Genomic DNA, 12,678 nt, shown 5'->3' with positions numbered 1-12,678 from the left:
GCATAGCTTTGCAGCAGAATCGTTACCCACCGTGACCTTGCGCCTTCCTTCCAACGTCGAACCAATCGATTTTTCTGCGCCCGCAGCGCTGGTAGCACAGCGGCTGATCGGCGCTATCCTGACGGTGGACGGCGTGGGCGGCCGTATCGTCGAGACGGAGGCGTACGATCCCGAGGAACCCGCATCACATGCTTTCTGCGGGCCGACGACGCGCAACACCGTGCTTTTCGGGCCGCCCGCACATGTCTACGTGTACCGCTCGTACGGCATTCATTGGTGCCTCAATTTCGTGTGTCGAGAAGAAGGTCACGGCGCCGGGGTACTGATCCGCGCAATCGAACCGTTGACCGGCCTGGACGCGATGCGCCAGCGGCGCGGGCTCGAACCGATCCGCCTGCTCTGTTCTGGACCGGGCCGCGTTGGACAGGCACTTGGCATCACACACCGGCACAACGGCATGTCGTTACTCGAAGCGCCTTTTCACGTCGAAGCGCCGCAGGAACCGGCACCCGTCGTGGGGGGCCGCGAATCGGCATTACCAAGGCAATCGCGTTGCCCTGGCGTTTTGGACTCGCTGCGTCGAAGTTCTGGAGCAAGCCGTTTCCAAAGCACACGTGAGCGATCAATCGCGCTTCATGCCGATGCACGCGTCACGACTGTCGTATCGATAGCAATCATTTTGTCGTGGCGTCTTCGAGTATGCGCGATGTACGGCTGCGCAGACGCGGCGCCACGAAGTCGAGAAAAGCGCGCAATTTGAGTGGCAGAGGCGTCTGTCCTTTATGTACGAGACTGATGGGCAACGGCGCCGACTCGAACGCGTCGAGCACGACGCTCAGTGCGTTGTCGCGAATAGCGTCCGCGACCTGATAGGACAACACGCGTACCAGTCCAACGCCAAGCATCGCGGCTGCGATCGCCGCTTCCGCCGTATTGACGGCAAGCCGTGAATGCACGGGCACGGACACTTCTGACTTGCCGGACCCAAACACCCAGGCACGCGTGGATGCGAGCACCTCGAACGTAATGCACTCATGCGCCGCGAGATCGCGCGGTTTGACGGGCACGCCATGCGTTGCCAGATACGCGGGACTCGCGCAGACAACCCGGCGCACAGTTCCCACTCTCGTCGCCATGAGCGTGCTATCGGGCAGTTCTCCAATGCGGATGGCGACGTCCGCCTGCTCCTCCATCAGATGCACGACGCGATCCGTGAGCACGAGGCTCACGTCGATTTCCGGATAGTGCGCGAGAAATTCCGCAACCACGGGCACGACGTGCAAGCGCCCGAACACGACGGGCGCCGTGACCACAAGTTCGCCCTTGGGAGACGCGTATTCCCCCGTCGCCGCGCGCTCGGCTTCTGCAATCTCATCGAGGATGCGCCGGCACGCCGCCACATACGAGGCGCCCGCTTCCGTCAATGAGAGTTGCCGCGTCGTGCGTTGGATAAGACGCGTCTTCAGATGCGATTCCAGTTCTCCCACCTTGCGGCTCACGGTTGCCAACGGCATGCCGAGGCGCCGCGCGGCGGCCGACAAGCTGCCCGAGTCAACGACAGCGACAAGGATGGACATGGAATCAAGCCGATTCATCGGATGGCCCTATCAAAAAATGGAAGGATGATTCCCGATGTTGAGAGATTCTCTTTATAAATGCAAGCGCATAACCTTCTTGCTGTGGGCCACGGCACCTTGCCGCACATGCCCTGAAGATCGAAATAAAAGGAGAGTGCCGTGAACGGCCTGCCAGATACGTCCAAGAATTCCCAGACCCACGCAATCGCGTCACGCGCGAAGATCGTCATGATGGCCGTCATCGCCGGCGCGGTGATCACCAACATCTACTGCACGCAGCCAATCCTGCCGTTGATCGCTTCCGGCCTGCACGTCGATCTGACCACCGTCGATCTGGTCGCCGGCGCGGCGCTGCTCGGCTTTGCGACGGGCCTCGCCTTGCTGTTACCGCTGGGCGATCGCTTCGACCGGCGCAAGCTCGTGCTCGCGCAGATTGCGCTCGCCTTCGTCTTCGCGCTGAGTTCCGCGCTTGCACCCGGCATCTGGCCGCTGATCGGCGCGTCTTTCGGTCTTGGCATCGTCAGTTGCGTGCCTCAGCAGCTCGTACCGTTCGCCGCCGTCATGTCATTACCGAGTGAGCGCGGGCGTTCAGTCGGCACGGTCGTCAGCGGCATCATGGTCGGCATTCTGCTGGGTCGCACGATCAGCGGTGTGATCGGCGCGGCCTACGGTTGGCGCGCGGTCTACGGCGTGGAAGCCCTGTTCATGATCCCTGTCTGGATTGCTGCCGCGTCGCTGCTTCCGCGCGGCGTGCCTTCCACCGATCTTTCCTACGGACGTCTGCTCGCATCACTCTGGCCACTGGTTCGGGACAATCGCCCTATTCGTGAATCGATGATTGTCCAGGCGCTGCTGTGGGCCTGCTTCAACGCGTTTTGGGTCAATCTGGCGGCACTTCTGGCAAACGGCCCGCAGCATCTTGGCAGCGCGTGGGCTGGCGGCTTTGGGATCATTGGCGCGACGGGTGCACTAGCCGCTTCACTCGGCGGCCGCGCGGCAGATCGACTCGGCTCGCGCACCGTCATCGCGGCCAGCATCGGCATCGTTACGCTTGCGTATCTGCTGCTGGCCGGCGCGGAGTCGTCGCTGACGTTCCTGATCATCGGGGTCATCGTGCTCGATATCGGTGTGCAGTCGGGTCTCGTGTCCAACCAGACGCGCGCCTTTGCCGTCGATCCCAAGGCGCAGGGCCGCATCAACAGTCTCTACATGACGGCCACCTTTTCCGGCGGCGCAATCGGCGTCATGATCAGCGGCTGGCTGATGATGCGCTTCGGCTGGACGGGCGTCGTGATCTTCGGCATTGCATTGGGGATCGTCGCTTCCGCATACCACTGGCTTGGTGGCAACCGGCGCTTGCGAAGCGCTGCCCAATCGTGACTTCGATCATGCGATCAGGGTGAACGGGCAACGCCATGTAATGGTGGGGCGTATCCAAGTGCGCGTTACGCAGTAGCCTCAAAGTCGACGGATTGATCCGCCCGTTCCATACGTCGCGGCATGCCATATACGCTCTGGACACCCCGCATTTGCTGTCGACATTGGATCGGTGTCACATTGATACGCCTAAGGAAGACCATTCGCATATGCGTGGCATTGTGGAAACCGCATTTGAATGCAATGGTCTTCAGCGGGTCGTCGGTCCCACCTAGTATCCTTCTCGCTGCGTCCACACGAAGTTCTTCGACAAATGCGGATGGAGTCATCTGAGCATGTTTCGCAAACATGCCTCGAAAAACTTCTTCTGCTAACCGAGACGGCGCTGGCAAGCTCTTCGATCGACAGTTCATCGGCAATATGATCGGTGACGTATCGCTGTACCCTCTCTATGAGCGTGGTCTTTCCCGCGGCGGGATCGATATACGGTCTGCCCTCATGATCCATGTCCATACCGAGACGCGTCGCGATCCGTGCAGCGAATTCATGGCCCCAGTCGTCTGCGACCTGAGATAGACAGAGATGCCAGCCCGCCGTCGCACCGGCGGAAGAGGCCAGGTTGCCATCGCGAATCAGGACTTTGTCGGGACGTATTCGAGCCAGCGGGAATTCCCGTGCCAGCGCACTAGCGTTGGCCCAACTGGCGGTGACTTCTCTACCATTGAGCACACCTGCATGCCCTAATAGAAACGCCCCATTGCAGATCGAGCCGATGCGCTTCGACTGGAAAGCGCGATCGCGCAACCAGTCCAGGAAGTCGCGTTTCGGGCGCGCGTTCGACAAGTGCGGTCTGCCCGTTACCAGCAAAACATCCACAGATGTTTGAAACGCTGTGTAGTCGAACGGGACGGAAAGCTGCATCGAATTCGAGCAAGTGATATGGCCCGCGCGCTCACCGACTAACAAAACCTGATACTGACAGCTTGCCCGCAGGCATTGATTCGCTTCGGAAAAGACATCGAGTGCGCCGGCAATATCCAGCGCTTGCACACCGTCAAGCACGACAATAGCGATTTTCATTTTTCCGGATCCGCACGTGTGCGACTGGAACGACATGATCTTTCGCATGACTCACCCAGATCGACATGATCGCAATCACGTCGACCTTGTTGTCAAAGCTAGTCGTATAGCCTACAGATAACCACCCTACTATTGTTTGAAACCGTCACTGCAATAGGTTGGACGGCTCATACTTCCGTATAGTCCGGGTGGTATGCGCGCGGAAGAAGGGTTGGCGAGCGCGTGCTTTCCAGAGAGGTATCGTCACCCCATTCGCTGAACCCATTGACTACGCCAGTCTGGTGCGTCGAAGGGATCTGAAAAGTACTGGGTCTCGTGCATGACCTTATTGTCATGGAACTTCATGATGCTCACGACGTATGTCGCGCGATCCGTGTAGTTGATCGTGTATTCCGTGATCCACAGATCGCCGTTTCCCTGAATTCGCCTGACATCGAAACCAGAAGGCCGGCCGGGATGATGACCGCGCAACGCCTGCAAATTGATTCGTCCGACAATACGTTCACCTGACTGCGGGTAATCACAGACGGCGTCGTCGTGATAGATATCATGTTCCAGGTCCAGATCACCTTCCGCTGACGCTCGCCAGTGCGTATTCAGGACTTCACGAATCTGTTCCTCTTTCATCCGCCACCTCCAGCATCAGGATGTGAATTCGGGCTTTTGTAATCTCTGCCACAAGCAACGCGTGTGCGGGCGTTGCCAGTGCGAACCCACCGACCAATGTCACAGCATAGGCCCAAATGTCCGAAGGCGCGCCATTAAGCATCACGCGTACGGTAGAACAAGCTTCGATCCCGACTCATCGACGGCCTTCTCCCACGTGCCGTCCTTTTTTTCACGTCAGCCATTTGTTGTGGCACGTCCGAATGTTCGAAGCCCCGCGATGCGCGGGGCTCCTTTCATACTGTCGCTTCAGATCGACACTTGCCTAACGAACTGTCGCCCGCATCCCTGCATTCAGGCGGCGCCGATATGTCGTATTCCGCGTTGCCAGCCAGTAGTACAGCGGCGACGTCAGCACGAGGCCGATCACCCACGAAAGGTCCGCGCCATCCAGATAACCGGGCACAGGACCGGCGTACATCGGCGTGTTCATGAACGGAATCTGCACGGCAATACCGACTGCGTACGCAATGAGCGCTTGCGGATTGAAGCGTCCGTAAATGCCGCCTTCCGCCTCAAAGATCGAATCGATGTCGTACTTGCCTTTATGGATGACGTAGAAATCGATCAGATTGATTGCCGTCCACGGCACGAGCACGACGAGCAGCGCAAGCACGAGATCGACCAGATTGCCGACGAAGTTCGTCGAAGCCCCGAGCGCGGCATAACAGCACGCAGCAAGAATGACGAACGAAAACACCGCTCGCGTTTTGGCCGTGGGAATCCAGCGGTACGCAAAGGTCTGCACCGATGTGATCGCCGCGAGCACCGCGCCGTAGAGATTCAACGCGTTATGACTGATGACGCTGAGCAGGAAGAGCACCAGCATCGGCAAGCCGAGCGGTCCCGTCGCAAGCTTGACGGCATCCATTGCATCGACGCCGGGCGGCACGGCCAGCACGGCAACGGCGCCGAACACGAACGCGAGCGTCGAGCCGATCGTACAGCCCAGATACGTCGCCCAGAACGTCGACGCAACACTGACGTTTTCAGGCAGATAGCGCGAATAGTCGGACACGTACGGCGCAAACGCGATTTGCCAGAGCGCGGACAGCGAGACCGTCGCGAGCCAGCCGGCGATATTGAAACCGCCGCGCGTCAGAAAGTCCGCCGTCGAAACGTGCGTCAGGATGTACCAGAAGCCGACGAAGATGCCGATGCCGAGCACCCAAGTGCCGATCCGGTTCAGTATGTGAATGAAGCGATAACCGATGATGCCGATCAGCCCCGAACCCAACGCGCCAAGCACGATGCCCACCGGTACAGGAACAGTCGATTCGATTCCGTGCAACGATTTCCCCGCCAGCACGATGTTGGAAGCGAAGAAGCCCACATACATCACGCCCGCAATGACCGTGACCAGCAGCGCGCCCCACGATCCAAACTGAGCCCGGCTCTGGATCATCTGCGGAATGCCCATCTGAGGGCCTTGCGCCGAATGCAGCGCCATCAGCACGCCGCCTACAGCCTGCCCCACGATGATCGCGACGATCCCCCAGAACAGGTTCAGATGGAAAAGCTGGACGCCGAGCGCGCCCGTCACGATAGGCAACGGCGCAATATTGCCGCCGAACCAGAGTGTGAACAGATCGCGCACCTTGCCGTGACGATCCTCGCGTGGCACATAGCCAATCGTGTGTTTTTCGATCAATTGGGAAGCTTTGCTGTCCGTGGTGGCCAAGATGCTGTCTCCTGTCTCGCGCAGCTGCGCTGCGATATTCAGCGGCTCAGGCGTGGCCCGAGCGCGCTCGTTGCTTGCATTCATCCATTCGAATCACGAGTCGGACCGGGTCGAGAGGTAATCCGCGAGTCGCGTCAACATCGCGTCGCACGCTTCCAGTTGTTCGACCGTCACGAATTCGTCCGGCTTGTGTCCCTGATCCATGCTGCCCGGCCCGCAGACCACGGCGGGTATGCCCGCCTGATTGAAAAGTCCGCCCTCGGTGCCGAATGCCACCGTGCCGAACTCGCGGGAGCCACACAGCAGCGCGAGCAACTGCGCGGCGTCGCTGTCGGGCGGCGTTGCGAGTCCGGGGTAAGCCGAAAGCGACTCCAGGCGAATATCGGTTTCGGCATTCACCGCGCGCATCTTCGGCAATAGCTGGGTCTGCGCGTAGTTTTGCAATTCGTCGGCCACGTGCGTTGCGTCGTAGCCTGGCAGCGCCCGCACCTCGAAATCGAATTCACATTCGGCTGGCACGATGTTGAGCGCGCGGCCACCTTTGATGACGCCCGTTTGCACCGTCGAATACGGTGGGTCGAAGCGTTCGTCGTGCTGTTCAGGCAAGGACAACTGCTCGCCGATCTCTTCGAGACGGTTGATGAGCCGCGCCGCATACTGAATTGCATTGACGCCATAGGGCGCGTATGCCGAATGGCAAGGCGCGCCCTTGACCTGGCAGCGCATCGCCAGCTTGCCTTTGTGACCCAGCACCGGCTTCAATTCCGTCGGTTCGCCAATCAGGCACAACGCAGGCTTGTGCGCGCGCTTCGCGAGTTCCGCGAGCATCGGCCGCACGCCGAGACATCCCACCTCCTCGTCATAGGAGAACGCAAGATGCACAGGCACTTTCAGATCGCGTGAAAGAAACGCAGGCACCGCTGCCAATACCGATGCAATGAAGCCTTTCATATCGGCCGTGCCGCGTCCGTACAGGCGCCCGTCCTGTTCGCTCAGGCGGAACGGCTCGACCGTCCACGGCTGTCCGTCGACAGGCACCACGTCGGTGTGACCGGATAGCACGATGCCGCCGCTATCATCGGGTCCGATCGTCGCGAACAGATTCGCCTTCGTGCGCTCGGCGTTGTAGAACAGCTCGCTTCGAACACCGAGATCGCCGAGGTAGTGCCGGATGAAACCGATCATCTCCAGATTGGAGTCCCGGCTGACGGTGGGAAATCCGATCAGCCGTTCGAGCAGCGCGCGGCTCGAATTGTCACTCATCGCCCGGCACTCCATAACTCGGCGCGGCCGTTGGATTGAGCGCACGGGTCACGTAATCCTGCATTTGCGGCTTGTACGCTTGCCAGAGGCCGTCGAGCTTGCCGAGGGGATCGTCGTCGGCCCAGTCGATGCGCAAATCCACGATCGGCCAGCTCTGATCGCCGACGATCTTCAGCGCCGCCGAATGCACAGGGCCCGCTTCGCCGCCCGCCGCCATCGCGGCATGCATCGCCGCGAGCAGGCGATCGGCCAGCGCGCCATTCGCACTCGCGAATGCAGGCGCCATCGCCTCGATCACGTGGATGCCCGCAAGCATGTTGCCCGCCGCGACGCATTGCTCGCCCGCCACCGCGTGATACGTGCCTAGCGCCTGCTTGCCGCTGAAAAACGCGGTGCGTCCGCTGGCGTCGATCACCGTGACCTGTCGATACTCGCTCCAGTCGTTCGCCCCGAGCGCACGGTCCAGCGCCGCGGCGGGTTCGAGTAGCGTGTGCTCCAGCAGATCGAGAATCTGCGGACCGAGCGCGGGCAACGTCACGTTCTGCGTCGCCACTGCGCCGACGCCTGCGCGCAACCACGGGCATCGCGCGCCCACTGCGATGCTCGACGAACTGATCGCGATGCCGAGTTGCCCGGTTTGCGCACAACGTCCGACGATAGAAAAAGTCATGTCGTGTTCCTCAATCCTGAGACCGCGTCCATCCTTCCGGAATAACGGCGATCACGTCGATCTCCATCAGCCACTGCGGTTGACCCAAAGCCGTGACGACCAGGCCCGTCGAAATCGGGAACACACCCTTGAGCCACTTGCCGACTTCCTGATACACGGGCTCGCGATACCTCACGTCCGTCAGAAACGTAGTAGTCTTGACGATGTGCGACATGTCGCTGCCCGCTTCTTCGAGCAACTGCTTGACGTTCTTCATCGCCTGCTCGGCCTGTGCGCGCGGATCGCCGAGTCCTACGAGCTGCCCGTCGAAACTGGTCCCTACCTGGCCACGGACGTACACCGTATTGCCCGCGCGCACGGCCTGACACAGGTCGTTGTCGAGCGTCTGGTTCGGGTACGTGTCCTTCGTGTTGAACATGCGGATACGGGTATGCGTAGGTTGGCTCATCAATGCACCTTGATACGAAATAAAGGGAGAATGCGGATCGCGTTCGCGTGCGAGTCAACTCAGGTCGAGTTCGCTGACTTTGTGAATGCGTGAATCGGCTACGGCATCGTCATTCGGCGCCTTGGAGTGGCTATCGGGCGCGTCGTAGTACGCGAGATATTTGCGCTGCGTGGCGATGTGATCTGCAATGTGCTTCGCGTCATGCCACACGCCCCAGATGAATGCAGAACCGCGACGCGACAGCCACGGAAGACCCAAAAAATAGATGCCTGGTTCTTTCGAAACACCACGCTGATGCTTCGGCTTGCCTTTCTCGTCGAAGGCATCGACTTGCAGCCAGTTGAAATCAACGGCATAGCCGGTCGCCCAGATGATCGACGTGACGCCTGCCTTGACCAGATCGAGTTCGAGAATCGGATTGATTACACAATCAGGGTCTGCGGGAATGACGCGCGCCTCCGGTTCTTCCGGAAGATCGAGACCGTTGCGGGCCGCGTAGGCATCCGCTGCATCGAGCAGCGACAGATAGTTTTCGTCACCGCGCGCGATGTTGTCCGCGAGATCCGAGTCGAACGTTACGACGCTATCGTCGAACGATTTCGTCAGACCGACGAGCGTGACGCCCTGATGCGCAAGACGTCGGAAGTCCACTGTATGGCCGCCGCGCGCACCGCTCACCGCGATGGTCACGTGCTCCTTGCCCGGGCGCATGACTTCGGCATCCCATTCACCGAGCACGCCGAGCCACCAGCAGAAGTCCCGGCCACGATACCCGCGCGGCGGGCGATCGTGCGGCCCGACGGACAGATACACCTGCCTGCCCGAACGCTGCAGTTCATCCGCGATCTGTACGCCCGATGAACCTGCGCCAATCACGAGCACGCCGCCTTCGGGCAACTGCTGCGGGTTGCGATAGTCGGCGGAATGAATCTGCGTGAACCGATCCGATTTCGGCGCAACGGCGGGAATCAACGGGCGTTGAAACGGTCCCGTCGCGACGACCACACGGCTGGCTTCGAACGTACCGTCCGAGGTCTCGACGATGAAGCCCTGGTGGCCCGCATTGCGCACGACCTTCTTCACTTCGACGCCCGTGCGGATCGGCGCATCGAATTTCTTCGCATAGGCGACGAAGTAATCCGCAACCTGATCCTTCGACGCGAAGCCATCCGGATCGACTTCGGCGAACTCCAGATTAGGGAAGCGATCGTGCCAGGCGGGTCCATTGGCAACCAGCGAATCCCAGCGTCCCGTGCGCCACCGCTCGGCGATACGGGCGCGTTCCAGCACGATATGCGGCACGCCGATATTGCTCAAATGTTCGCTCATCGCCACGCCGGCCTGACCGGCGCCGACTACGAGCGTGTCGATTGACGTTCTTTTCACTGCCATGGCTAAGTCCTTCTCAAAGGCGGTTTGATTCGAGCCGTCGTGATGTCGCGTTCGATGCGGGCGAAGCGACTTGTCGATCGGCGCGCAGCACCGTGTATCTGCTGTCCTGGTGCAGAATCTACGCGCGCCCCTCGAATCTGAAAAATATATTTAAAAAATGCATCGCATGGGATTTACCTATGCAGCGTTTTTTGAACGCCTCACAATGGTGCGCAATGAACGCCCGAATCTGGAGCATTGCCGATGGAAAACCATCCCCTGCGTTACTCGCTTCGTCAGTTGCGCTATTTCGTGGTCACGGCAGAAGCGCTGTCCTTCACGGCCGCCGCGAAGCGCCTGCATATCTCGCAGCCGTCCATCTCGACGGCACTCGCCGACCTCGAATCGTCATTTGGCGTGCAGCTTTTCATCAGACATCACGCAAGCGGCCTGTCGCTTACGCAAGCCGGTCGCGATCTGCTTGGACAGGCGCGCAATCTGCTGAAGATCGCCGAAGAATTGCAGACATCCGCCAAAGAGATGGACGGCGGCATGACGGGCTCGATTGCGCTCGGCTGCCTGGTCTCGCTCGCGCCGCCCTTGATGCCCAGGCTTATCAGCCGGTTCGCGAGCGAGCATGCGGGCATTTCGTTTCGAACGGTCGAAGCGCATCAGGACGGTCTGCTAAGAGGTCTGCACGACGGTTCGCTCGACATAGTTCTGACCTATAGCCTCGACCTGACGGAAGACATCGCCTTCACGCCGCTGTTGTCGCTGCCGCCGTACGTGATCCTGCCGACCTCTCACCGTCTTGCCCGCGCGCGCAAGGTGTCGCTGACGGACCTGTTGCACGAGCCTTACGTGATGCTGGATCTGCCGCATAGCCGCGAATATTTCGCCGCACTGTTTGATGCCGTGGGCAGCCGGCCCGTGCCGGCGTTCCGCTCGTCGCAGCCGGAGGTCGTGCGCGGCATGGTGGCGAACGGACTCGGCTACAGCATCCTCAACTTTCCGCTCAAGTCGAACCGTACCGTGGACGGCGAAGACTTCGTCGTGAAGCGCTTCAAGGACAACGTCAACGCGACGACACTCGGCATCGCGCAATCGCGCACGATGCGGCCCAGACAAGTGGTGCAACGGTTTGCGTCGTATTGCGAGACCTATATCCGGCGGCTGCATCTGGACACGTAAACCCTGTTCGAAACACACGGCAAAGCTCGCGCAAGCGAGCATCGGCGCTACATAGTAAAAAGCTTTGCTTTGCATCCAAAAACAATATTTTGGCTGGGAATTTGGCTTGATAGATTGATGTCCATGTCGAGCGCAACACCACGCAATCCAGCGTCGGCGCGCTCTCGCAAGCTCGAAACAAGGAGGGCGACATGGCACACCCGGCAAGGACGATCGCAATCGAAGCGCTGGTCGATGATCTGCTGACCGGTTGCGATCGGCCCTTCAGCGAAGCGCGTTCGATGCCGCCCGGTGTCTACACGTCACCCGAATTTCTCGCGCTGGAAGAGCGCGATATCTTCTCGCGCGAATGGCAATGCGCCGGCCGCGCGAGCGCGCTGAAGGATGCCGGCGACTACCTGACCGCACGGATCGGCGACCAGCCGATCGTCGTGCTGCGCGACGAGCAGATGCAATTGAAGGCGATGTCGAATGTCTGCCTGCATCGCATGTCGGTGCTGCTCGAAGGACGCGGCAATGTGCGCAGGATCGTGTGCCCCTATCACGCGTGGAATTATTCGCTCGATGGCGCGCTGAAAGGCGCACCGCTGATGGATCGGCAAGAAGGTTTCTGCAAGGGAAGTTATCGACTGCCTGCCGTGCGTTGCGAAGAATGGCAAGGCTGGATTTACGTGACGCTCGATGCGAACGCCCTGCCTATTCACGCACAACTCGCTGAATTGAACGAGCTGATCGGCGCATACGGCATGTCCGACTACATCGAAACTTTCTATGAAGAGCACGTGTGGGACACGAACTGGAAGATCCTCGCGGAAAACTTCATGGAGAGCTATCACCTGCCGATGCTGCATCGCGCGACGGTAGGCCCGCATTCGCGGCTCGAAGAAATGGAATGCCCGCCCGGCCTTCCGGCCTTCAACTATCACTGGATCACGAAGGAAGCGTCCTTGCCGATCGGCAACGCGCATCCGGACAACACGCGTCTGACGGGACATTGGCGCAAGACCACGGCCCTGCTTGCGATTTACCCAACGCATCTCGTGACGCTGACGCCGGGCTACTTCTGGTATCTCGTGCTTCAGCCTGAAGGCGTGGGGCGCGTGCATATCCGCTTCGGCGGCGGACTGGCGCCGGAGTTCGTCGCCGATCCGCAGGCCCATGCGTATATGGCGACACTCAAGAAGCTCCTCGACGACGTGAACGCGGAAGACCGACGCGGCGTGGAAGCTGTATTTCGCGGCGTGCATGCACCGCTTGCCAAGCCCGGTCATCTGAGCCATCTCGAACGCCCTAACTATGACTTCGCGCGCTATCTCGCGGCGAAGATCGGCACGCATTGATTACGAAGCAACAC

General features: G+C 60.2%; 11 protein-coding genes and 2 pseudogenes. 4 read left to right on the top strand and 9 right to left on the bottom strand.

Going from position 1 to position 12,678, the window contains the following annotated elements:
* Positions 1-37: 37 nt before the first annotated feature.
* A pseudogene (locus H1204_RS38965) lies at positions 38-618 on the top strand (DNA-3-methyladenine glycosylase).
* Positions 619-674: 56 nt separating this feature from the next.
* Here H1204_RS38965 and H1204_RS38960 read toward each other — a convergent pair.
* Positions 675-1,595: a LysR family transcriptional regulator gene (locus H1204_RS38960; RefSeq protein WP_180733984.1), complete on the bottom strand. Its 921-nt coding sequence runs from the start codon at positions 1,593-1,595 to the stop codon at positions 675-677.
* A 141-nt stretch (positions 1,596-1,736) separates the two neighbouring features.
* Here H1204_RS38960 and H1204_RS38955 point away from each other — a divergent pair, with 141 nt between their 5' ends.
* Positions 1,737-2,957 carry an MFS transporter gene (locus H1204_RS38955; protein WP_180733983.1) on the top strand — a complete coding sequence of 407 codons (1,221 nt, stop codon included), beginning with the start codon at positions 1,737-1,739 and terminating at the stop codon, positions 2,955-2,957.
* 65 nt (positions 2,958-3,022) lie between these two features.
* On the opposite strand, the gene H1204_RS51920 is transcribed toward H1204_RS38955, so the two are convergent.
* The 8 genes and pseudogenes from H1204_RS51920 to H1204_RS38920 form a co-directional block, all read right to left on the bottom strand.
* Positions 3,023-3,283: a helix-turn-helix domain-containing protein gene (locus H1204_RS51920; protein ID WP_346015767.1), complete on the bottom strand. Its 261-nt coding sequence runs from the start codon at positions 3,281-3,283 to the stop codon at positions 3,023-3,025.
* Between the two features lie 298 nt (positions 3,284-3,581).
* A pseudogene (locus tag H1204_RS53040) lies at positions 3,582-4,034 on the bottom strand (DJ-1/PfpI family protein); the annotation flags it as partial.
* A 243-nt stretch (positions 4,035-4,277) separates the two neighbouring features.
* Positions 4,278-4,661: a nuclear transport factor 2 family protein gene (locus H1204_RS38945; protein WP_180733982.1), complete on the bottom strand. Its 384-nt coding sequence runs from the start codon at positions 4,659-4,661 to the stop codon at positions 4,278-4,280.
* A 304-nt stretch (positions 4,662-4,965) separates the two neighbouring features.
* The gene (locus H1204_RS38940; RefSeq protein ID WP_180733981.1) at positions 4,966-6,381 is read right to left on the bottom strand and encodes a cytosine permease; all 1,416 of its coding nucleotides are present in this window, start codon (positions 6,379-6,381) and stop codon (positions 4,966-4,968) included.
* Positions 6,382-6,474: 93 nt separating this feature from the next.
* Positions 6,475-7,644, bottom strand: a complete 1,170-nt coding sequence (argE, locus tag H1204_RS38935) for an acetylornithine deacetylase (protein ID WP_180733980.1) — start codon at positions 7,642-7,644, stop codon at positions 6,475-6,477.
* Positions 7,637-8,314, bottom strand: coding sequence for a DUF1028 domain-containing protein (locus tag H1204_RS38930; protein WP_180733979.1), 678 nt, complete (start codon positions 8,312-8,314; stop codon positions 7,637-7,639). Before H1204_RS38930 ends, argE begins: the two co-directional genes overlap by 8 nt.
* 10 nt (positions 8,315-8,324) lie before the next feature.
* The gene (locus tag H1204_RS38925; protein ID WP_180733978.1) at positions 8,325-8,762 is read right to left on the bottom strand and encodes a RidA family protein; all 438 of its coding nucleotides are present in this window, start codon (positions 8,760-8,762) and stop codon (positions 8,325-8,327) included.
* A 54-nt stretch (positions 8,763-8,816) separates the two neighbouring features.
* Complete coding sequence (locus tag H1204_RS38920; protein ID WP_180733977.1) at positions 8,817-10,154, bottom strand: NAD(P)/FAD-dependent oxidoreductase; 1,338 nt, start codon at positions 10,152-10,154, stop codon at positions 8,817-8,819.
* 243 nt (positions 10,155-10,397) lie between these two features.
* Between H1204_RS38920 and H1204_RS38915 the strand changes: the two genes are divergently transcribed.
* Both H1204_RS38915 and H1204_RS38910 read left to right on the top strand, forming a co-directional pair.
* A complete protein-coding gene (locus H1204_RS38915) occupies positions 10,398-11,324 on the top strand; it encodes a LysR family transcriptional regulator (protein ID WP_180733976.1) in 927 nt (308 codons plus the stop codon).
* A 191-nt stretch (positions 11,325-11,515) separates the two neighbouring features.
* Positions 11,516-12,664 carry an SRPBCC family protein gene (locus H1204_RS38910; protein ID WP_180733975.1) on the top strand — a complete coding sequence of 383 codons (1,149 nt, stop codon included), beginning with the start codon at positions 11,516-11,518 and terminating at the stop codon, positions 12,662-12,664.
* The last annotated feature ends 14 nt before the right edge of the window (positions 12,665-12,678 follow it).

This window comes from Paraburkholderia sp. PGU19, from assembly GCF_013426915.1.
Taxonomy (GTDB): Bacteria; Pseudomonadota; Gammaproteobacteria; order Burkholderiales; family Burkholderiaceae; genus Paraburkholderia.
This window is presented reverse-complemented; position numbering and strand designations above follow the sequence as displayed.